Here is a 20,217-nt window from a genome sequence, read left to right as displayed (position 1 = left end):
TCCAGTCGATCCAATGCCACGCAAAACCTCGTCCCAGCCGCGCCCTGCCGAGCCGAAGGCCGTGCTGCATCCACGCAACCGCCACAGCGGCCGCTACGACTTTCCCAAGCTGATCGCCGCCTGCCCGGAGCTGGGCGAGTACGTCATTCTCAATCCCTACGGCAAGCAGAGCATCGACTTTGCCAATCCGGATGCGGTGCGGGTATTCAATCGCGCGCTGCTGCGGCAGTTCTACGGCATCCAGCACTGGGACATTCCTGCCGGCTACCTCTGCCCGCCGGTGCCGGGACGGGCGGATTACCTGCACGGCCTGGCCGACCTACTGGCCGCCGATAACGGCGGCGTCATCCCGCGTGGCGCCGCGGTCCGGGTGCTCGATATCGGCACCGGCGCCAACTGCATCTACCCGCTGATCGGCCATCGCGAATATGGCTGGCGCTTCACTGGCAGCGACATCGACGCCACGGCGCTGGCCTCGGCGCGCACCATCGTCGCCGCCAACGGGCTCGACAAGGCCATCGAACTGCGCCGGCAGGACGCGCCGAAGCAGGTCTTCAAGGGCATCCTGGCGGCGGAGGATCGCTTCGAGCTGACGCTGTGCAATCCGCCATTCCACGCCTCGCAGGCCGAGGCTGCCAGCGGCAGTCAGCGCAAGTGGCGCAATCTCGGCAAACTGGACCCGAGCCGCAAGTTGCCGAAGCTGAACTTCGGCGGCCAGGCGGCAGAGCTCTGGTGCGAGGGTGGCGAGGCGGCATTCGTCGCGCGCATGGCGGATGAGAGCCTGGCCTTCACCAGGCAGGTCTATTGGTTCAGTACGCTGGTATCGAAGGGCGGCAACGTGGCACCGCTGATGGCGCGCCTGCAACGCCTCGGTGCGCGGCAGGTTCAGGCGTTGGATATGGCCCAGGGGCAGAAGAAAAGCCGCTTCGTCGCCTGGACCTTTCTCGATGCAGCCGAACAGGCTGCCTGGCGCACCGAGCGCTGGCCGCGGACCTGAACCGCGGCGGCGCTCGACTGCCGATGCATCAGACCGCGAGATCCCAGACCTGACGGTCCTTGAGCGCCAGCGTACGGATGTAGCGCGGCTCGCCGTTGATCTCTTCCAGTTCGGTCATCCCGGCCAGCTCGCCTACCACGCGGTATCGCTTGCCGACGCGCTTGTCCTGCAGCGGATAGAGCTTGGCGATTTGCTGGGCGAGTTCGGTGAGAGTGGACATCGGTTATTGCTCCATTGACTGCGTGCGGCAGGTATTTACCAACTGTTGATGACGGTTATGCGACAGCCACGCCTGGAATCAGGGACCTGGACTGCCGCGTGTTCATGGGCGTGCACGCACAAATGCCGATAGCTTGCTGCTAAGAACCGGCGATTTGTTCTTAACTTCTTCTACGCCGCTTCGTCTTTGAGCAGTGATTGGCCGATTGATTCCCTACCCACCGTACCGTTTGGCGGCCGTTGCGCTCGCCATGCCTGCAGGCAGGAAGTTCAGGAAGCATCGGAAAGGTTGGAACCGCCGGAACGGCGTGTTCTCAGCAGGTGCCCAGGCCCAGCTGCAGCAGCGCCAGACCGCCACGCTGCCAGCCCCACCAGGCGAGTAGCGCCAGCGCGCCCAATAGCAGGGCACCCGCCGCGCCGAGCCACAGGCGACGCATCAGTTGGCCTGCGCCGCGCGCAACCTATCCACCGGCTGCTCGCGAATCGGCCAGTTGAGCAGCGCGGCGATCAGGCTGAGGGCGATCGCGATCTGCCAGACCAGGTCATAGCTGCCAGTACGGTCGTACAGCCAACCGCCCAACCAGCCGCCGAAGAACGAGCCCAGCTGATGGAACAGGAAGGCGATGCCACCGAGCATGGACAGGTTGCGCACGCCGAACATGGTCGCCACCGTGCCATTGGTGAGCGGTACCGTGGACAGCCACAGCAGGCCCATGGCAATGCCGAACGCATAGGCGCTCCAGACGGTCAGCGGCATCAGCAGGAAAACACTGATCACCACCCCGCGGATCAGGTACAGCCCGGCGAGCAGCTTCGGCTTGGAATAACAGCTGCCCAGCCAGCCGGCGGTATAGGTGCCTACCACGTTGAACAGCCCGACCAGCGCCAGCACGGTGGTGCCGACCTGCGCCGGCAGGTGCTGGTCGACCAGATAGGCCGGCAGGTGCAGACCGATGAACACCACCTGAAAGCCGCAGACGAAGAAGCCCAGCGCCAGCATGCGGAATCCGGAATGGCCAGCCGCCTCGCGCAACGCCTCGCCTAGCGACTGCTGCGTACCGGCCGCTACCGGTGCCTGCGCGGGACTGCGCATCATGCCGGCGAGCGGCACGATCAGGGCGACCAGCAAACCCAGCGCCAGCAGCGCCGAAGACCAGCCCAGCCACTCGATCAGCCCCAGACTGCCCGGCAGCATGATGAACTGGCCGAAGGAGCCGGCCGCACTGGCGATGCCCATCGCCATGCTGCGCTTCTCTGGCGGCACCGCCCGGCCGACAGCGCCGAGAATCACGGAAAACGAGGTACCCGACAGGCCCAGGCCGATCAGCAGTCCGGCGCTGAGGGTCAGCGTCGCTGGCGAATCGAACACCGCCATCAGCGCCAGCCCCACCGCATAGAGAATGCCGCCGATGAGCACGGCACGTGCGACGCCGAAGCGATCGGCCAACGCGCCGGTGACCGGCTGCACCAGACCCCAGATCAGGTTCTGCACAGCAATGGCGAAGGCGAACACTTCGCGCCCCCAGCCGAACTCGGCACTCATCGGAGGCAGGAACAGGCCGAAGCCGTGGCGTACCCCCAGCGAGATGGCGAGAATCAGCGAACCACCGGCGAGGATCCAGGCCGAGTTGCGCCATGCAGCAGTCATGAGCGTCATTCCTTGGAGAAAAGGCGAGCAGTTTACTCAGGATACCCAGAGCCTTAGCAACTGCTCGTCGAACTGTCCCGCTCGGTTAAACTGCAGCTGTTCTACCCACCTCTATGAGTGCCTCATGCCGATTCGCCACTGCATTGTTCATCTGATCGAGAAAAAGCCGGACGGAACCCCAGCCGTCCTCCACGCCCGCGATTCGGAGCTGGGCGAATCGCAGGCCATGGAAAACCTGCTGGCGGACCTCAACGAAAGCTACAACGCCAAGCAGGGCAAGGCCTGGGGCTTCTTCCACGGCGAATCCGGCGCCTATCCATTCAGTGGCTGGCTGGCGCAATACATGGAAGGCAATCAGGACTTCACAGCGTTCAGCCGCCAGGCCGTCGAGCACCTGCAGAAGCTGATGGAGGAATCCAACCTGTCCACCGGTGGCCACGTGCTGTTCGCGCATTACCAGCAGGGCATGACCGACTATCTGGCTATCGCCCTGCTGCATCACAGCGAAGGCGTGACGGTGACCGAGTCGCTGGATGTGGCGCCGGCCAAGCATCTGGACCTGGGTCAGCTGCATCTGGCGGCGCGCATCAACATCTCCGAGTGGCAGAACAACAAGCAGTCGAAGCAGTACATTTCCTTTATCAAGGGCAAAAACGGCAAGAAAGTATCGGAGTACTTCCGCGACTTCATCGGCTGCCAGGAAGGCGTCGACGCCCCGGGAGAGACGCGCACCCTGCTCAAGGCCTTCAGCGATTATGTGGAGAGCGAGGACCTGCCGGAGGAGCAGGCGCGCGAAAAGACCTCGGCACTGGTGGACTACGCCAGTACCCAGGCCAAGCTGGGCGAGCCGATCACCCTCGAGGAACTCTCCGGGGTGATCGACGAAGACCGCCCGCGGGCCTTCTACGAGCACATCCGTAACAAGGATTACGGCCTGTCACCGGAGATCCCGCCGGACAAGCGCACCCTCAACCAGTTCCGCCGCTTCACCGGCCGCGCCGAGGGGTTGTCGATCAGCTTCGAATCGCACCTGCTGGGCTCGAAGATCGAATACGACGAGGACCGCGACATGCTGATCATTCGCCAGCTGCCCACCCAGCTCAAGGACCAGCTCAAGCGCCGCAAGGACTGAATCCGCCATGCGCCTGCCGGACAGCCTGCTCGACGACTGCCTGTGCGACCCCGGCGCGCCGCTGGGGCGCGATCCGGCACGGGACTATGGTCTCGCCAAACAGCAGGCACAGGCGCAGCTGGCAGGCCTGAAGGACTGGCTGCGCGAGCAGCAGAGCATGCTCATGGCCAACCGACGTGACGTTCCGCTGCTGGTGCTGCAGGGGCCCGACTGCTCAGGCAAGAACGGCGTGGTGCGCCGCGTTCTTGCCGGCCTCGACCCGCTCGGCATGTCAGCCATCGGCTTCCAGGCGCCGAGCCCGGACGAGCGTCGCCAGGCATTTCTGCAGCGCTACCGCGAGCGCCTGCCGGCCCCGGGCACGCTCGGCGTGTTCAACCGCAGCTACTACGAGGCGCTGGTCAGCGATGTACGTGACGGCCTGTGCGCGGCGGCGGAGCTGCCACAACGCTACGCGGCGATCGCCGAGTTCGAACAGCAGATGGCCACGCGACGGATTCACCCGCTCAAGTGCTATCTGCAGCTTTCGCTCGCCGAGCAGAAGCGGCGCCTGCATCGCCGCCTGGATCATCCGGAAAAACGCTGGAAACTGACCCTCGGCGATCTGCGCGACCACCGCCACTTCGCCGAGCATCAGGCGCAATGGGCCGATGTGCTGAGGCGGACCCACCGCGATCCAGCACCCTGGTATGTGATTCCTGCTGACCATCGCTGGCTGCGCGACCTCATCGTCGCCAGCCTGCTGGCCCGTAAGCTCGAACGCCTGGCGTTGAGCTGGCCGAGCGGCCCGGCGCCGTTCAGCCATGCCGACCTGGACGGCACCCCATGAGCCGTTTCGCCTGGCTGCTATGGCTGCTATGGCTGCTGCCGTTGCTGGCGCGGGCGCAGGACGGCGGCGCGACGCCCGAGCCGTCGGTGGACGCGGTGCGTTTCACCGTGGCCAACGCCGAGTTCACCCTGATGCACGAAATGGGGCACCTGCTGATCAGCGAACTGCAACTGCCCGTGCTCGGTCGCGAGGAGGACGCTGCCGACCAGCTCGGTTTCATGGGCCTGTTCCTGCTGCAACGCGAACAGCACCGCGACGACTTCTACGCCAAGCTGATGGATGTCGCCGATTACTGGCGGCTGGAGTGGCAAGGCGCCGAGCGCAGCGGCACGCAGGTGCCGGTGTGGGACAGTCACGCGCTGGACGCCCAGCGTTTCTACAACATTGCCTGCCTGGCCTATGGCAGCGATCCGGACCGACTGGACTGGGTGCTGGAAGTCAGCGGGCTGCCGATGGAGCGCGCACTGTACTGCCCCGACGAGTACGAGCAGGTCGCCCATGCCGTGCAGTGGTTTCGTGAGCACTTCGGGCGCAGCAGCACGCAACCGCTGCGACACCGAATCAAGGTGGTCTACGACACGCCACCTGCGCACCTCTCCGGTGGTGCCGAGCTGCTGGCGAAGATCCGTGCCAGCGGCGAACTCGAAGCGGTGGCGGCCAAGGCCAGCGAAGCCTTCGCGTTGCCACGCGATCTGACCCTGCGCATGTCCACCTGCGGCGCTCCTGATGCCTGGTTCAACCGCATCAGCGGCGAGCTCACCCTATGCTACGAGCGCATCGCCTACTTCCGCGAACTGGCCGCGGAGCTGCCGAACGTGCGCCGCGCGGCCCCGGCGGCGCAGTAGGTCTCAGCGCGCCTCGATGCGATAGCCGCTGCGCGGGAAGTGCACATGCACGACGCCGGCGCGATCGTCTCTGCGGCGCAGGATCAGCTCCTCAGCACCAGCGAACACCAGCTCACCCTCGACCGGGTCGGCGCCGTAGTCCACCGCGGCGATCGTCACCGGCTGGCCTTCCTGGAAACCGTTCGGATCGACGAATGCTTCCTCGGGCAGCGCCGCCGGCTCGGCCTCGCGCGCGACGCGCACAGCATCCTCGCCGGACATCTCGCTGCTCGAGCCATGGCCGACGCCCAGCACCTTGCCCAGCCACGCATGGATATCCGGATAGCCGTCCACCAGCGGTGCGGTGACCGGCGTCGCGCGCAGGAACCAGAGGCAGTGCGCGACCGCGAAATCCGCCAGCGAAGGCGCAGCGCCGAGCAGGAACTCGCCCTCCTCGCGCGCCAGCTGCTGTTGCAGGCGCGACATGAACACCGGCCAGTTGCTCTTGGCCTGCTCCAGCGGCACCCGGTTCACCGAGCCGTTGGCGAACAACTGCGCGCGGTCCTGGCTGAACACCTGGACGAACTCCTTGGGCACCTGGGCGAAGCGCACGACCATGGATTCAGGCTGGAAGGCCAGGCTTACGGCATTCAGGAACAGCACCGAGTCGGCCCACTGGGCAAGTGTCGCTGCGGTGAATTCCTGGCCTTCGGGGAACAGCGCCGGGGTGGCCTTTTCGGCCTCGAGTCGACGCGCGATCAGGGCGGTGTCGCAGTAGATGTCGGCGCCGACCTGCAGCACCGGGGTGCGCCGGTAACCACCGGTCAGCGCGGTGAGATCAGGCTTGGGCATGACCGGCGGGATCATCACCGAACGCCAGGACAACTGCTTGAATCCGAGCATCAGGCGCGCCTTCTCGGCGAACGGTGAGGTGGGATAGTGGTGCAGGATCAGCTCGTGCATGACAGGTTCCGCCAGAGTGGATTGGGTCAAGGAGCATCAGCTTAGACGCTCCGCTCGGGCGAGCCTACCGGCTGATTAGCGCGTCATTCACGCGACGGTGCCGGCCGCGCTGACCAGACGCTCCTTGGCACGCTTGTCCAGACGCTTGATGGCGATTTCTCGGCGCAGCGCATCGCCCTTGCTGGCGCAGGCCTCGACATAGACCAGCGCCTGCGCCGGGCTGGAATGGAAAAAGCGCGCGCCACGCCCGCGCTGGTGCTCGGCGAAACGCCGCTGGGCATCGTCGCTGATGCCGCAGTACAGCGCACCGTTGGCGGCACGCACCAGGTAGACGAACCAGGGCTTGGGCTGGACCTCGGTCATGTTTGGCAACGATCTCGACGGCGGGGACAACAGGGCCGGCATTATGCCGAACTGACGCGCCGCGGTCGTCCATCCGGGCTGCGTCTAGCAGAGAGGCCGTTCGCTGTCCAGATATGGTGGCGGTTCGCCTTTGCGTATACTGCGCCGATGTTTGCCCATTCCCTGTTCCGCAAGCGCTGCGCCACCTGGCTGTTGGCGATCGGAATCTTCCTGATGCTCGGCAGCTGCGCCGAAAAGCCCAGCGAGCTCGAGCGCATTCAGGAGGAAGGCGTACTGCGCGTGATCACCCGCAACAGCCCTTCCACCTATTTCCAGGATCGCAACGGCGAAGCCGGCTTCGAATACGAACTGGTCAAGCGCTTCGCCAATACCCTCGGCGTCAAGCTGCAGATCGAAACCGCCGACAGCATCGAAGAAATCTTCAACCGCCTCAATCGCCCCGGTGGCCCGGCACTCGCCGCCGCCGGCCTGGTGGCCAGCGAAGGTCGGCAGGAGCTGGCGCGCTTCACCCGCTCGTATCTCGACGTCACCACCCAGGTCGTCTACCGCAGCGGCCAGCGCCGACCGACCAGCCCGAAGGATCTGATCGGCAAGCGCATCATGGTGCTCAAGGGCAGCAGCCAGGCCGAGAAGCTGGCCGCGTTGCAGGCCGAGTATCCGGACCTGCGCTACGAGCAGTCCGATGCGGTGGAAGTGGTCGACCTGCTGCGCATGGTCGACGAGGGGCAGATCGACCTGACCCTGGTGGAGTCCAACGAGATGTCCATGAACCAGGTGTACTTCACCAACATCCGTGCCGGTTTCGACGTCGGCGAGCAGAATAGCCTGGCCTGGATCGTACCCAAGGGCGAGGACGACAGCCTGCTCCAGGCAGCCAACTCCTTCCTTGAACAGGCCCAGGAGAACGGCACGTTGCAGCGCCTGCGCGAGCGCTACTACGGCCACGTCGACGTGCTCGGCTACGTCGGCGCCTATGCCTTCGCCAAGCATCTGCAGCAACGCCTGCCGCGTTACGAGAAAGCCTTTCGCGAGACGGCCAAGAAGCATGGCATCGACTGGCGCCTGCTGGCCGCCATCGGCTATCAGGAATCCCACTGGCAGCCGGAGGCCACCTCCAAGACCGGCGTGCGCGGGCTGATGATGCTGACCCTGCGCACCGCCAACGCCATGGGCGTGACCAATCGCCTCGACCCGGTGCAGAGCATCCAGGGCGGTGGCAAGTATCTGGTCAAGGTCCATGCCGGGCTGCCGGAAAGCATCTTGGAACCGGATCGCACCTGGTTCGCCCTGGCTGCCTACAACGTCGGCGGCGGCCATCTGGAGGATGCGCGCAAGCTGGCCGAAGCCGAAGGGCTGGATCCCAACAAGTGGCTGGACGTAAAACAGATGCTGCCGCGCCTGGCGCAGAAGCAGTGGTACAGCAAGACCCGTTACGGCTACGCCCGCGGCGGCGAACCGGTACATTTCGTGGCCAACATTCGTCGCTACTACGACATCCTCACCTGGGTGACCCAGCCGCAGATGGAGGGCCAGCAACTGGCCCACAGCGAACTGCACATCCCCGGCATCAACTCCACCGACCTTATGGAAGAGCTGCCGCCGCTCTGACCGGCACGCCGCCCGCTCCGCCTCAGGACGTGCCGACACCCATGCGCCGCAGCAGCGCCTTCTCGACCTCCAGGATCACCAACACCGCCACACCGGTCAGCACCACCAGCGCACCGGTGGCCAGCGGCAAGGCCTCGGAGGCGAACAGCGACTGCATGAACGGCGCGTAGGTGAACAGCAGCTGCAACGCGAACACCCCGAACACCGCCAACAGTACCCGCGGCGTGCCCTTCACACCCTGTACGGTGAACGACGGTGCTTTCAGATAGCGCACGCTGAACAGGTAGAACACCTCCATGCACACCAGTGTGTTCACCGCCACGGTGCGTGCCGTTTCCACCGTCGCGCCCTGCGCCAGCATCCACTGGAACATGCCGAAGATTCCAGCGAGGAACAGCGCGGAAACGAAGAAAATCCGCCAGATCACGAAGCGCGACAGCATCGGCTCGTCCGGTCGCCGCGGTGGACGCCGCATCACATCCGCCTCGGTCGGCTCGAAGGCCAGCACCATGGCCAGCGCCACGGAGCTGACCATGTTGACCCAGAGCACCTGAACCGGCGTGATCGGCAGCGCCAGGCCGAGCAGCACCGCCAGCAGCAGCGACAGCGACTCGCCGCCGTTGATCGGCAGCAGGAAGGTCACGGTCTTGCGCAGGTTGTCGTAGACGGTACGTCCCTCTTCCACCGCATGCGCGATGGAGGCGAAGTTGTCGTCCGCCAGCACGATGGCACCGGCCTGCTTGGCCGCCTCGGTGCCCTTCATGCCCATCGCCACGCCGACATCGGCCTGCTTCAGCGCCGGCGCATCGTTGACGCCGTCGCCGGTCATGGCGACCACCTCGCCATTGGCCTGCAGCGCACGCACCAACCGCAGCTTGTGTTCCGGGCTGGCACGGGCGAACACCCTTGCCTCGGCGACGGCCTGGCGCATGGCCGCATCGTCCATGGGCTCCAGCTCCGGGCCGGTGATCGCCTTGATGTCCTCGCCCATGCCCAGCTGCCGGGCGATGGCGCTGGCGGTCACGCCGTGGTCACCGGTGATCATCACCACACGAATGCCGGCCGCGCGACACTGGGCCACCGCCCGGATCGCCTCGTCACGGGGTGGATCGATGATGCCCACCAGACCGAGCAGGGTCAGCCCGCTGGCGACATCGGCATGCTCGAGGTCCTCCTTGCCCGCCTCCAGCCGGCAGCGGGCGAAGGCGAGCACCCGGCGTCCGGCGCGTGCCTGCGCCTCGATCTGGGTGTGCCAGTGCGCCTCATCCAGCGCCTGCTCCACGCCATCGGCCTGCAGCTGCTGGGAGCACATGGCCAGGATGCGTTCCGGCGCGCCCTTGACCAATACCTCGCTGCCGCCGTCGCAGGCGTGCAGGGTGGCCATGAAACGGTGCTCGGATTCGAAGGGAATCACGTCCAGCCGCGGCCGGTCGACCTGTCGTGCGGTAGGTGAAAGCCCGGCCTTCATCGCCAGGGTCAGCAGTGCGCCCTCGGTAGGATCGCCGGCCAGCACCCAGTGCTGATCCTTCTCATGCAGGCTGGCGTCATTGCACAGCGCGGCGGCCTCGACCAGCGCGGCCGCAGCCGGCGAGTGGGTGGTCAATGCTGCCGCATCGACCGCCGATCCCTGCAGCAGCAAGCTGCCAGTCGGCGCATATCCGGCGCCCTCGACCTCCAGTGACTGGCCCGCACAGATCACCTCCTGCACGGTCATCTCGTTGCGCGTCAGGGTGCCGGTCTAGTCCGAGCAGATAACCGTCACCGAACCCAGCGCCTCCACCGCCGGCAGCCGACGGATCACCGCGTTGCGCGCGGCCATGCGCTGCACGCCGATGGCCAAGGTGATGGTCATGATCGCCGGCAGTCCCTCGGGAATCGCCGCGACCGACAGGCCGACCGCGGCCATGAACATCTCGCCAGCGCCCATGCCACGCACCAGCGTGCCAAACAGGAACAAGAGCGCACCAGCCGCGAGAATGACCGCCGTCAACGCCCGGGCAACCTCGGCCATCTTGCGCAGCAGCGGCGTGGTGCCCTGCTCCACCGATTCGAGCATGCGGCCGATACGGCCGATTTCGGTGGCCGCGCCAGTGGCAACCACCACCGCCCGCGCCTGCCCCTGGGTGACCAGCGTGCCGGCGTAGCCCATGCAGAGCCGATCGCCGATCGCCGCGTCATCGACGACGGCATCGACCTGCTTGTCCACCGGCACCGACTCCCCGGTCAAAGCCGCTTCATCGACGCGCAGATTGCGCGCCTGCAGCAATCGCACATCGGCCGGCAGGCTGTCGCCGGAGGCCAGCAGCACCACGTCGCCGGGCACCAGATCGGCGGCATCGATATCCTGCTGCCGGCCGTCGCGCAGCACTACCGCATGCGGCGCCAGCAGATGGCGGATCGCCTGCAGCGCCTTTTCCGCCTTGCCTTCCTGGACGAAACCGATCACCACGTTCACCACCACCACCGCCAGGATCACCGAGGTATCGACCCAATGTCCCATCAGCCCGGTGACCAGCGCCGCGGCCATCAGCACGTAGAGCAACAGGTTGTTCAGGTGGCGCAGCAGGCGCTGCAGGATGCTCGTCGGCTTGGCCTCGTCGAGCCGGTTCGGCCCGTAGCGGAGCAGTCGTTCCCGTGCTTGCTCGTGCGTCAGGCCGGCGCTGGTGGAGTCCAGTTCCAGCAGGGCCTCCTCGGCCGGACGAGCGTGCCAGCGGGTCGATTGGGTCTGCTGTTCGGGCATTGGGTTCTCCAGGGTGGCTGATTCATTGCCGGGCGCACTGCAAAGCTAGCCCATGAGAGCCGAAACAGAGCGGCTCTGGCCATCGCAACGAAACGGCTTGCAACACTCGGGCAGTGGTCGATTGCCGCATGCCGGCCCGCTGCGCGCCGAGCCGATCCTCGCGCTATTCTTGTCCTCTTCATGAACTTCGAGATTGTTCCATGCCAAAGAACATACTGATTGTCGGCGCCTCCCGCGGCCTGGGCCTCGGCCTGGCGAAGCAGTTTTCCAGCGCAGGCTGGCAGGTGATCGCCACCGTGCGTGATCCGCAGCGCGCCGACGCGCTCAGTGGAATACCACAGCTGCGCATCGAAACCCTGGACATGGATGATGCAGCCAGCGTCGACCAACTGGCCGCGCGCCTGGCCGACACCCCGCTCGACGTGCTGTTCGTCAACGCCGGCATCGCCGGGCCGCAAGACAAACCGGCCACCCAGGCCAGCCAGGCGGAAGTCGGCCAGCTGTTCTTCACTAATGCTGTGGCGCCGGTGCGCCTGGCCGAGCGGCTGCTGCCGCGGGTGAACCCCGATCAGGGCGTGATCGTTTTCATGAGCTCAATCCTTGGCAGCGTCGAAACCGGTCCGGGCATGGGTATGGACCTGTACGGCGCGAGCAAGGCCGCGCTGAATCACATGACCCGGACCTTCGTCGCCGCGCTCGGCGAGACGAAGCTGACGGTGCTGTCGATGCATCCCGGCTGGGTCAAGACCGACATGGGTGGAGATCAGGCCCCGCTGGATGTCGAGACCAGCGCTCGCGGCATGGCCGAGCAGGTGACCCGGGCCATTGGGCAGGGTGGGCATCGATACATCGACTATCTGGGAGACGCACTGCCCTGGTGAGAAGGTAGGGGCGTGATCGACCGTGAACGGACTCTCCCGCTGCAGCTCCATTCGCGATCGAGACCGCCGCACTAACCGGCCCTTGGCAGCCCCCGCGGCATCCCTTATCGTTCCGCACCGCGGAAGAGGCAACCCTCCGCCCCTGGATCAGCAGACAGGGCATAACTGAGCTGGCTACTCTGAACTCAACCCTTCAGGAGAAAGCCGGCCATGCCTGCTGAGCGTATCTGGATCAAGAATCCCCTCGCCCTGTTCACCGCCAACGACACCCAGGCCCCTGGCGGGCTGGTGATCGAGAACGGCGTCATCGTCGAAATGCTCGCCGCCGGGGCCTCGCCCGCGCTGCCGGTGAACGAGACCTTCGACGCCCGCGAACACGTGGTGCTGCCGGGGCTGGTCAACACCCATCACCACTTCTACCAGACCCTGACCCGCGCCTGGGGGCCGGTGGTCAACGAGCCGCTGTTCAACTGGCTGCTGACCCTCTACCCGGTCTGGGCGCGGCTCACGCCACAGGCGCTGCAGCTGGCGAGCAAGGTGGCGCTGGCCGAGTTGCTGTTGTCTGGTTGCACCACGGCGGCGGATCACCACTACCTGTTTCCGGGCGGGCTCGAGGATGCCATCGACATTCAGGTCGAGGCCGTCCGCGAGCTGGGCATGCGCGCCATGCTCACCCGCGGTTCGATGAACCTGTCCAAGGAGAACGGCGGCCTGCCCTGCAAGAGCGTGGTGCAGGACGCCGAGACGATTCTTGCCGACAGCAAGCGGCTGATCGATCGCTACCACGAGCGCGGCGACGGCGCGCAGATCCAGATCGCCCTGGCGCCCTGCTCGCCCTTCTCGGTCACCACCGACATCATGCGTGCCTGCGCCGAGCTGGCCGAAGCGCGCGACGTACGTCTGCATACCCATCTGGCCGAGACGCTGGACGAGCAGGAGTTCTGCGCGCAGCGCTTCGGCATGCGCACCGTGGACTATCTGCAGAGCGTCGGCTGGCTCGGCCCGCGGACCTGGCTGGCCCATGGCATCCATTTCAACCAGGTGGAAATTCACCGCCTGGGTGCAGCCGGTGTGGGCATCTGCCATTGCCCGAGTTCCAACATGCGTCTGGCCTCCGGCATCTGCCACACGCTCGAGCTCGAGGACAAGGGCGCCATCATCGGCCTGGGCGTGGACGGTTCGGCCTCCAACGACGCCTCCAACATGATGCTCGAAGCGCGTCAGGCGTTGTTCATCCAGCGCCTGCGCTACGGCGCCGAGAAGATCACCCCGCAGAAGGTACTCGGCTGGGCGACCCGCGGCTCCGCGCGCCTGCTCGGGCGCAGCGACATCGGCGAGTTGGCGGTCGGCAAGCAGGCCGATCTGGCCCTGTTCAAGCTGGACGAACTGCGCTTCTCCGGCAGCCACGATCCCATCGCCGCGCTGCTGCTTTGCGCCGCCGACCGTGCCGACCGGGTGATGGTCGGCGGTAAATGGCGCGTCGTCGACGGTCAGGTCGAAGGCCTCGACGTGCAGGGACTCATCGCCGATCACCAGCAGGCGGCCCGGCAACTGGTAAACGGCTAAACAACCACGATCGAGGCTTGCACCAAAGCTGGGCGCCGTGGATTACTGGCGCACCAGCGCAAGTCTCGATCGAGCCTCGGCGTCGCGTCGAATCGGCCGCAATCCGGCACAACGAAGGTATCTGTCCAGTTGGTCAGCTTTTTGCTAACCAGCTATCAGCCAACACAGGCTCTGTAGCTAGACAAACAGGAGCGTCACCCGCCATGCAGAACAACTCACGGAAAACCCTGCTGCGCGCCCTTGCCGCAGCGATCGGCTTCAGCGCCGCTCTCACCACGGCCGCCGCTTCGGCCGCCGATCCGCTGAAGGTCGGCTTCGTCTATATCGGCCCGATCGGCGACCACGGCTGGACCTACCAGCATGAGCAGGGTCGCAAGTACATGGAAGAGCAGCTGGGCGACAAGGTGAAGACCAGCTTCGTCGAGAACGTGCCGGAAGGCGCCGATGCCGAGCGGGTCATCCGCAACATGGCCAAGAGCGACTATGACCTGATCTTCACCACCTCCTTCGGCTACATGAACCCCACGCTGAAGGTCGCCAAGCAGTTCCCCAAGGTCACCTTCGAGCACGCCACCGGTTACAAGCAGGCGAAGAACATCGGCACCTACCTGACCCGCTCCTATGAAGGCCGCTATGTAGGCGGCTTCCTCGCGGCGAAGATGACCAAGACCAAGAAGGTCGGCTACATCGCGTCCTTCCCGATTCCGGAAGTGATCCGCGACATCAACGCCATCCAGCTGGCGCTGGACAAGTACAACCCTGGCACCGAGATCAAGGTGGTGTGGGTCAACACCTGGTTCGATCCGGGCAAGGAAGCCGATGCCGCCAACGCGCTGATCGACCAGGGCGTCGACGTGATCTTCCAGCACACCGACAGCCCGGCACCGATCCAGGCCGCCGAGCGCCGTGGCGTCTATTCCGTCGGTTACGCCTCGGACATGCAGCACTTCGGGCCGAAGGCCGTGCTGACCTCCATCGTCAACGACTGGGGCCCGCACTACACCAAGTCCGCCGAAGCGGTAATGGCCGGCAACTGGAAATCCGAGGACTTCTGGGGCGGGCTGGCACAGGACAGCATCAGTCTGCCGATCAGCGATCTGGTGCCTGCTGACGTCAAGACCGAAGCCGAAGCGATCATCGCCAGCATCAAGAGCGGTGAGTTCCACCCGTTCACCGGCCCGATCAAGGACCAGGCTGGCGAAGTGCGCATCGCCGAGGGCGAGACCGCCAGCATCAAGGACCTCGCCTCGATGAATTACTACGTCCAGGGCGTCAAGGCTGAAATGCCGAAGTAAGCGTCACCTGCGCCGGTCCGACCGGCGCACTGCGGAATCTGCCTGCCGTCCCGCCTCCGGGCGAACCGCACGCAGGGGCATTGCCCTCGAAGGCCGCCGGTACGAGAAGACCGGCGGCGCCGTACCCGGAGTCAGCCATGAACTCACTGCCCATCATCGATATTTCACCGCTCTATAACGCCGACGAAGCCGGCCATCTGGCCGTCGCCGAGGCGATCGACCGCGCCTGCCGCGAGTGGGGCTTCTTCTATATCAAGGGTCATCCGATCAGCGCCGAGCGCATCGCCACCCTCACCGACCATGCCCAGCGTTTCTTTGCCCTGCCCGCCGACGAAAAGCTGAAGATCGATATCACCAAGAGCCGCCATCACCGCGGCTATGGTGCCGTCGCCACCGAGCAGCTGGACCCGAGCCAGCCGTGCGACCTCAAGGAAACCTTCGACATGGGTTTCCATATGCCTGCCGACCACCCGGACGTGCTGGCCGAAAAACCACTGCGCGGGCCCAACCGTCATCCGCTGCAGATCGAAGGCTGGACCGAGCTGATGGAAGGGCACTACCGCGACATGCAGGACCTTGCCTGCACGCTTCTGCGTGCCATCGCACTCGCCCTTGGCATCGAGCGGGACTTCTTCGACAAGCGCTTCGTCGAGCCCATCAGCGTGTTTCGCATGATCCACTACCCGCCCCGGCAGACCGCCACCGGCGCCGATCAGCAAGGCGCCGGCGCGCACACCGATTACGGCTGCGTCACCCTGCTCTATCAGGACCAGGCCGGCGGCCTGCAGGTGCAGAACGTCAAGGGCGAGTGGATCGACGCACCGCCCATCGAGGGCACCTACGTGGTCAACATCGGTGACATGATGGCGCGCTGGAGCAACGACCGTTACAAGTCGACGCCCCATCGCGTGATCAGCCCGCTGGGCGTGGACCGCTACTCCATGCCGTTCTTCGCCGAGCCGCATCCGGACACCGAGATCGCCTGCCTGCCCGGTTGCTACGACGAAACCAACCCGCCGAAATACCCGAGCACCACCTGCAGCCGGTACATGCTCTCGCGCTTCGCCGAGACCTACGCCTACCGACGGCAGGGCGAGGCCGAACCCGTCTGAACGGGCTTTAATTGCAGCATGCAAACATGGGCGAGCGCATCGATATGTCTCGCCCGATCTGCGCGCGTCCACCGCATTGACTTTTGAGTCAGGAATTAGTTGACCGAAAAGTCAGATAGCGATAGTTTGCGCGTCAGAACAACAACAGCGGAGGCATCGCCTTGATCCAGTTTCTCCTCAATCGAGAACTGCGCAGCGAGCGCGCACTCGATCCCAACACCACGGTGCTGCAGTATCTGCGCGAGTATCGTGGCAAGACCGGAACCAAGGAGGGCTGCGCCTCCGGTGACTGTGGCGCCTGTACCGTGGTGGTCGGCGAGCTGGTGGGCGAGCGCCTGCGCTATCGCACCCTCAACTCGTGCCTGACCTTCGTCTCCGCGTTGCACTGCAAGCAGCTGATCAGCGTCGAAGACCTCAAGGACCAGGGCCGTCTGCACAGCGTCCAGCAGGCGATGGTCGACTGCCACGGCTCGCAATGCGGCTTCTGCACGCCGGGCTTCGTCATGAGCCTGTTCGCCTTGCAGAAGAATCGCGGCGACAGCGTGCAGACCTACGATCCACATCAGACCCACGAAGCCCTGGCCGGCAACCTCTGCCGCTGCACCGGCTACCGACCGATCCTCGAAGCCGCCGAACAGGCCTGCAGTGCCAAGCAGCCGGACCAGTTCGATGCCCGCGAAGCCGAGACCATCGCTCAGCTCAAGGCCATCGCCCCGCGTGAAATGGCCGAGCTCAGCGACGGCGGAAAGCGTTGCCTGTCGCCGCTGACCGTCGCCGAACTGGCCGAGGTCTACGCAGCCAATCCCGATGCACGTCTGCTTGCTGGCGGCACCGACCTGGCACTGGAGGTCACCCAGTTCCATCGCGCGCTGCCGGTGATGATCCACGTCGGCCAGATCGCCGAGATGAAGCAGGTCCAGCTCACCGACCGCCATATCGAGATTGGTGCAGCCGCCCCGCTGACCGACTGCTACGAAGCATTGGCCGCCGAGTACCCGGATTTCGGCGAGCTGCTGCAGCGCTTCGCCTCGCTGCAGATCCGCAACCAGGGCACGCTCGGTGGCAACATCGGCAACGCCTCGCCGATCGGCGACTCGCCGCCGCTGCTGATCGCCCTGGGTGCCGAAGTTGTCCTGCGCAAGGGCGCCAGCAGCCGCACCCTGCCGCTCGAGGATTACTTCATCGACTACAAGGTCACCGCGCGCCAGCCCGGGGAATTCATCGAGAAGGTACGGGTGCCGCGCGCCACACCGGATCGCCTGTTCCGCGCCTACAAGGTTTCCAAGCGCCTGGACGACGATATCTCCGCTGTCTGCGCCGCGTTCGACCTGCAGATCACCGATGGCGTGGTCGCCGATGCCCGTGTCGCCTTTGGCGGCATGGCGGCGATTCCCAAGCGCGCCGCGGCCTGCGAGGCGACCCTGAACGGCGCACCGTGGAACCAGCAGACCGTGGAAGCCGCCTGCGATGCACTGGCCGAAGACTTCACGCCGCTGACCGACTTCCGCGCCAGCCGCGAGTATCGCCTGCTGGTCGCACAGAACCTGCTGCGCAAATGCTTCCTCGAACAACAAGCACCGAAGACCGAGACGAGGGTGACCGCTTATGTCTAACCACGTAACCACCCGCACTCAGGAAGAAATCGCGGCGCTGTTCACCCAGGACCTGGTCACCGGCGTCGGTCGCAGCGTCAAGCACGACAGCGCGCCCAAGCATGTCTCGGGCGAGGCGGTGTACGTCGACGACCGGCTGGAGTTTCCCAATCAGCTGCACGTCTATGCGCGCATGAGCGAGCGCGCCCACGCCCGCATCGTCCGCATCGACACCGCGCCCTGCTACCAGATTCCGGGCGTGGCCATCGCCATCACGGCGAAGGACGTGCCGGGCCAGCTGGACATCGGTGCCGTGATGCCCGGCGACCCGCTGCTGGCCGACGGCAAGGTCGAGTTCATCGGCCAGCCGGTGATCGCCGTGGCTGCCGACAGCCTGGAAACCGCACGCCAGGCGGCCATGGCCGCGATCATCGAATACGAGGATCTGGAGCCGGTGCTCGACGTGGTCGAGGCGCTGCACAAGAAGCACTTCGTGCTCGACAGCCACACCCACAAGCGCGGCGACTCGGCCACCGCCCTGGCCAGCGCGCCGCGTCGGCTGCAGGGTTCGCTGCACATCGGCGGGCAGGAGCACTTCTACCTGGAGACACAGGTGTCCTCGGTCATGCCTACCGAAGACGGCGGCATGATCGTCTACACCTCGACGCAGAACCCCACCGAGGTGCAGAAGCTGGTGGCCGAAGTGCTCGGCGTGCCGATGAACAAGATCGTCATCGACATGCGCCGCATGGGCGGCGGCTTCGGCGGCAAGGAAACCCAGGCCGCGGGACCTGCGTGCCTGTGCGCGGTGATCGCGCACCTCACCGGTCGGCCGACCAAGATGCGCCTGCCGCGCATGGAAGACATGACCATGACCGGCAAACGCCACCCCTTCTACGTCGAGTACGACGTCGGCTTCGACGATGACGGTCTGCTGCACGGCATCGAGATCGATCTCGCCGGTAACTGCGGCTACTCGCCGGACCTTTCCGGCTCGATCGTCGATCGCGCCATGTTCCACTCCGACAACGCCTACTACCTGGGCGACGCCACCATCAATGGCCATCGCTGCAAGACCAACCTCGCCTCGAACACCGCCTACCGCGGCTTCGGCGGCCCACAGGGTATGGTGGCCATCGAGGAGATCATGGACGCCGTGGCCCGCGAGCTGGGCAAGGACCCGCTCGAGGTGCGCAAGCGCAACTACTACGGCAAGACCGAACGCAACGTCACCCACTACTACCAGACCGTCGAGCACAACATGCTCGAGGAGATGACCGCCGAGCTGGAAGCCAGCAGCGACTATGCAAAGCGACGCGAAGCGATCCGCGCATTCAATGCCGCAAGCCCGATCCTGAAGAAGGGCCTGGCGCTGACGCCGGTGAAGTTCGGCATCAGCTTCACCGCCAGCTTCCTCAACCAGGCCGGCGCGCTGGTGCACGTCTACACCGACGGCAGCATCCACCTGAACCACGGTGGCACCGAGATGGGTCAGGGCCTGAACACCAAGGTCGCGCAGGTGGTGGCCGAGGTGTTCCAGGTGGATATCGAGCGCATCCAGATCACCGCCACCAATACCGACAAGGTGCCCAACACCTCGCCGACGGCAGCCTCCAGCGGCGCCGACCTCAACGGCAAGGCGGCGCAGAATGCGGCGCAGACCATCAAGCAGCGGCTGGTGGAGTTCGCCGCGCGCAAGTGGCAGATCTTCGAGGAAGACGTCGAGTTCAAGAACGGCCAGGTGCGCCTGCGCGACCACTACATCAGCTTCGAGGAGCTGATCCAGCAGGCCTATTTCGGCCAGGTATCGCTGTCGTCCACCGGCTTCTACCGCACGCCGAAGATCTACTACGACCGCAGTCAGGCGCGCGGGCGGCCGTTCTACTACTTCGCCTACGGCGCGGCCTGCTCGGAAGTGATCGTCGATACCCTCACCGGTGAATACAAGATGCTGCGCAGCGACATCCTGCATGACGTCGGCGCCTCGCTGAACCCGGCCATCGACATCGGCCAGGTCGAGGGCGGCTTCGTCCAGGGCCTGGGCTGGCTGACCATGGAAGAGCTGGTCTGGAACGACAAGGGCAAGCTGATGACCAACGGCCCGGCCAGTTACAAGATCCCGGCGGTAGCGGACATGCCGCTGGATCTGCGCGTGAAGCTGGTGGAGAACCGCAAGAACCCCGAAGACACCGTGTTCCACTCCAAAGCAGTCGGCGAGCCGCCGTTCATGCTCGGCATCTCGGTCTGGTGCGCGATCAAGGACGCCGTCGCCAGCCTGGCCGACTACCGGGCGCAGCCGCAGATCGACGCGCCGGCGACCCCCGAGCGCGTGCTCTGGGGCGTGGAGCAGATGCGCAGGTTGAAGCGGGCGGCGAGCAAGTCTGCGGCAACGGAGACCACCCCGGCCTGACGCAGGGTGGACAACGCTTTGCTTGTCCACCGTTAGCGCAA

Annotated in this window: 16 protein-coding genes and 1 pseudogene; 11 read left to right on the top strand and 6 right to left on the bottom strand. The window is 65.5% G+C overall.

Annotated features, from left to right (window positions below; genetic code table 11):
- Nucleotides 1-13: 13 nt before the first annotated feature.
- Nucleotides 14-997, top strand: a complete 984-nt coding sequence (gene rlmF / locus HZR81_RS06285) for a 23S rRNA (adenine(1618)-N(6))-methyltransferase RlmF (RefSeq protein ID WP_500127616.1) — start codon at nucleotides 14-16, stop codon at nucleotides 995-997.
- A gap of 28 nt (nucleotides 998-1,025) precedes the next feature.
- Here the strand turns inward: rlmF and HZR81_RS06280 are convergent, their stop codons facing one another.
- The 3 genes from HZR81_RS06280 to HZR81_RS06270 all read right to left on the bottom strand — a co-directional run bounded on the left by HZR81_RS06280 (nucleotide 1,026) and on the right by HZR81_RS06270 (nucleotide 2,864).
- A complete protein-coding gene (locus HZR81_RS06280) occupies nucleotides 1,026-1,217 on the bottom strand; it encodes a hypothetical protein (RefSeq protein ID WP_063542403.1) in 192 nt (63 codons plus the stop codon).
- A gap of 313 nt (nucleotides 1,218-1,530) precedes the next feature.
- A complete protein-coding gene (locus HZR81_RS06275; protein ID WP_013983667.1) occupies nucleotides 1,531-1,653 on the bottom strand; it encodes a hypothetical protein in 123 nt (40 codons plus the stop codon).
- Nucleotides 1,653-2,864 (bottom strand): MFS transporter, encoded by a 1,212-nt coding sequence (locus HZR81_RS06270; RefSeq protein WP_500127615.1) that lies wholly within the window; start codon nucleotides 2,862-2,864, stop codon nucleotides 1,653-1,655. The genes HZR81_RS06275 and HZR81_RS06270 overlap by 1 nt, the downstream gene beginning before the upstream one ends.
- A gap of 124 nt (nucleotides 2,865-2,988) precedes the next feature.
- Here HZR81_RS06270 and yejK point away from each other — a divergent pair, with 124 nt between their 5' ends.
- The 3 genes from yejK to HZR81_RS06255 are packed head-to-tail and all read left to right on the top strand — an operon-like array spanning nucleotide 2,989 to nucleotide 5,667.
- Nucleotides 2,989-3,996 carry a nucleoid-associated protein YejK gene (yejK, locus tag HZR81_RS06265; protein WP_063542399.1) on the top strand — a complete coding sequence of 336 codons (1,008 nt, stop codon included), beginning with the start codon at nucleotides 2,989-2,991 and terminating at the stop codon, nucleotides 3,994-3,996.
- A gap of 7 nt (nucleotides 3,997-4,003) precedes the next feature.
- Nucleotides 4,004-4,822: a polyphosphate kinase 2 family protein gene (locus tag HZR81_RS06260; protein ID WP_500127614.1), complete on the top strand. Its 819-nt coding sequence runs from the start codon at nucleotides 4,004-4,006 to the stop codon at nucleotides 4,820-4,822.
- Nucleotides 4,819-5,667: a DUF4344 domain-containing metallopeptidase gene (locus HZR81_RS06255; protein WP_500127613.1), complete on the top strand. Its 849-nt coding sequence runs from the start codon at nucleotides 4,819-4,821 to the stop codon at nucleotides 5,665-5,667. The genes HZR81_RS06260 and HZR81_RS06255 overlap by 4 nt, the downstream gene beginning before the upstream one ends.
- A gap of 3 nt (nucleotides 5,668-5,670) precedes the next feature.
- On the opposite strand, the gene HZR81_RS06250 is transcribed toward HZR81_RS06255, so the two are convergent.
- Together HZR81_RS06250 and HZR81_RS06245 are read right to left on the bottom strand one after the other, a co-directional pair.
- Nucleotides 5,671-6,609, bottom strand: a complete 939-nt coding sequence (locus tag HZR81_RS06250) for a glutathione S-transferase family protein (protein WP_500127612.1) — start codon at nucleotides 6,607-6,609, stop codon at nucleotides 5,671-5,673.
- Between the two features lie 87 nt (nucleotides 6,610-6,696).
- On the bottom strand, nucleotides 6,697-6,972 hold the full coding sequence (locus HZR81_RS06245) for a GIY-YIG nuclease family protein (RefSeq protein ID WP_044316459.1): 276 nt from the start codon (nucleotides 6,970-6,972) through the stop codon (nucleotides 6,697-6,699).
- A 147-nt stretch (nucleotides 6,973-7,119) separates the two neighbouring features.
- Here HZR81_RS06245 and mltF point away from each other — a divergent pair, with 147 nt between their 5' ends.
- Complete coding sequence (gene mltF / locus HZR81_RS06240) at nucleotides 7,120-8,580, top strand: membrane-bound lytic murein transglycosylase MltF (RefSeq protein ID WP_253748252.1); 1,461 nt, start codon at nucleotides 7,120-7,122, stop codon at nucleotides 8,578-8,580.
- Nucleotides 8,581-8,602: 22 nt separating this feature from the next.
- Here mltF and HZR81_RS06235 read toward each other — a convergent pair.
- Nucleotides 8,603-11,320, bottom strand: a pseudogene (locus HZR81_RS06235) (HAD-IC family P-type ATPase).
- A 200-nt stretch (nucleotides 11,321-11,520) separates the two neighbouring features.
- Between HZR81_RS06235 and HZR81_RS06230 the strand changes: the two are divergent.
- The 6 genes from HZR81_RS06230 to xdhB all read left to right on the top strand — a co-directional run bounded on the left by HZR81_RS06230 (nucleotide 11,521) and on the right by xdhB (nucleotide 20,176).
- The gene (locus tag HZR81_RS06230) at nucleotides 11,521-12,201 is read left to right on the top strand and encodes an SDR family oxidoreductase (protein WP_125869105.1); all 681 of its coding nucleotides are present in this window, start codon (nucleotides 11,521-11,523) and stop codon (nucleotides 12,199-12,201) included.
- A 210-nt stretch (nucleotides 12,202-12,411) separates the two neighbouring features.
- Nucleotides 12,412-13,767, top strand: coding sequence for an 8-oxoguanine deaminase (locus HZR81_RS06225; protein WP_500127611.1), 1,356 nt, complete (start codon nucleotides 12,412-12,414; stop codon nucleotides 13,765-13,767).
- 203 nt (nucleotides 13,768-13,970) lie between these two features.
- Nucleotides 13,971-15,062, top strand: a complete 1,092-nt coding sequence (locus tag HZR81_RS06220; protein WP_500127610.1) for a BMP family ABC transporter substrate-binding protein — start codon at nucleotides 13,971-13,973, stop codon at nucleotides 15,060-15,062.
- 137 nt (nucleotides 15,063-15,199) lie between these two features.
- On the top strand, nucleotides 15,200-16,174 hold the full coding sequence (locus HZR81_RS06215; RefSeq protein WP_500127609.1) for a 2-oxoglutarate and iron-dependent oxygenase domain-containing protein: 975 nt from the start codon (nucleotides 15,200-15,202) through the stop codon (nucleotides 16,172-16,174).
- 161 nt (nucleotides 16,175-16,335) lie between these two features.
- A complete protein-coding gene (gene xdhA, locus HZR81_RS06210; protein WP_500127608.1) occupies nucleotides 16,336-17,787 on the top strand; it encodes a xanthine dehydrogenase small subunit in 1,452 nt (483 codons plus the stop codon).
- Complete coding sequence (xdhB, locus tag HZR81_RS06205) at nucleotides 17,780-20,176, top strand: xanthine dehydrogenase molybdopterin binding subunit (RefSeq protein WP_500127607.1); 2,397 nt, start codon at nucleotides 17,780-17,782, stop codon at nucleotides 20,174-20,176. Before xdhA ends, xdhB begins: the two co-directional genes overlap by 8 nt.
- Nucleotides 20,177-20,217 lie beyond the last annotated feature (41 nt).

The sequence above is a fragment of the Pseudomonas sp. LM13 genome, from assembly GCF_041381355.1.
Taxonomy (GTDB): Bacteria; Pseudomonadota; Gammaproteobacteria; order Pseudomonadales; family Pseudomonadaceae; genus Stutzerimonas; species Stutzerimonas frequens.
This window is presented reverse-complemented; position numbering and strand designations above follow the sequence as displayed.

Bases quoted from the DNA above. Each gene is read 5' to 3' on its own strand.
- mltF (WP_253748252.1), top strand. From the start codon at position 7,120: ATGTTTGCCCATTCCCTGTTCCGCAAGCGCTGCGCCACCTGGCTGTTG.
- rlmF (WP_500127616.1), top strand. From the start codon at position 14: ATGCCACGCAAAACCTCGTCCCAGCCGCGCCCTGCCGAGCCGAAGGCC.
- HZR81_RS06215 (WP_500127609.1), top strand. From the start codon at position 15,200: ATGAACTCACTGCCCATCATCGATATTTCACCGCTCTATAACGCCGAC.
- HZR81_RS06245 (WP_044316459.1), bottom strand. From the start codon at position 6,972: ATGACCGAGGTCCAGCCCAAGCCCTGGTTCGTCTACCTGGTGCGTGCC.
- yejK (WP_063542399.1), top strand. From the start codon at position 2,989: ATGCCGATTCGCCACTGCATTGTTCATCTGATCGAGAAAAAGCCGGAC.
- HZR81_RS06250 (WP_500127612.1), bottom strand. From the start codon at position 6,609: ATGCACGAGCTGATCCTGCACCACTATCCCACCTCACCGTTCGCCGAG.
- HZR81_RS06280 (WP_063542403.1), bottom strand. From the start codon at position 1,217: ATGTCCACTCTCACCGAACTCGCCCAGCAAATCGCCAAGCTCTATCCG.
- HZR81_RS06225 (WP_500127611.1), top strand. From the start codon at position 12,412: ATGCCTGCTGAGCGTATCTGGATCAAGAATCCCCTCGCCCTGTTCACC.
- HZR81_RS06255 (WP_500127613.1), top strand. From the start codon at position 4,819: ATGAGCCGTTTCGCCTGGCTGCTATGGCTGCTATGGCTGCTGCCGTTG.
- HZR81_RS06220 (WP_500127610.1), top strand. From the start codon at position 13,971: ATGCAGAACAACTCACGGAAAACCCTGCTGCGCGCCCTTGCCGCAGCG.
- HZR81_RS06275 (WP_013983667.1), bottom strand. From the start codon at position 1,653: ATGCGTCGCCTGTGGCTCGGCGCGGCGGGTGCCCTGCTATTGGGCGCG.
- xdhB (WP_500127607.1), top strand. From the start codon at position 17,780: ATGTCTAACCACGTAACCACCCGCACTCAGGAAGAAATCGCGGCGCTG.
- HZR81_RS06230 (WP_125869105.1), top strand. From the start codon at position 11,521: ATGCCAAAGAACATACTGATTGTCGGCGCCTCCCGCGGCCTGGGCCTC.
- HZR81_RS06260 (WP_500127614.1), top strand. From the start codon at position 4,004: ATGCGCCTGCCGGACAGCCTGCTCGACGACTGCCTGTGCGACCCCGGC.
- HZR81_RS06270 (WP_500127615.1), bottom strand. From the start codon at position 2,864: ATGACTGCTGCATGGCGCAACTCGGCCTGGATCCTCGCCGGTGGTTCG.